A 403-nucleotide genomic window follows, 5' to 3' on the forward strand; every position below is an offset into this window, starting at 1 on the left:
GTTCATGACCAGCGGCGCGCCGGCGAGGAAGACGTAAAGCGTTCCCATCGAGCAGGCCATGCAGGCGGCATAGGCGAGGAAACGCGGCGAGCCGAGCAGCAGCCGGTATGCCGCGAGATAGCCATGTGAGTGAGTTTTCCGCTTCCCGGTCTCATCACGGATCTCACGGGCGGCGAGCGCCAGCATGATTGCCCCGAGCACCGCGAACATCACGAAATTTGCCCGCCAGCCGAAAAGCTCGCTGATCGATCCGCCGATCGTCGGCCCGATCATTGGTGCTACCGCCCAGCCCATGGCGAGATAGCCGAACTTGCTGGCCGCTTTCTGCCCGCCCCAGCTTTCCTTGACGATGACGAGCGCGATCGAGAAGCAGGCCGCAATGGCCGCCTGCAAGGTACGGAAG

At 63.5% G+C, this 403-nt stretch carries 1 protein-coding gene; it reads right to left on the minus strand.

The window, feature by feature from the left end:
• A partial coding sequence (locus tag AC1DIX_RS28050; RefSeq protein WP_477328651.1) for an MFS transporter occupies positions 1-403 on the minus strand: 403 nt, incomplete at both ends.

Source organism: Massilia sp. 05N420 (assembly GCF_056397205.1).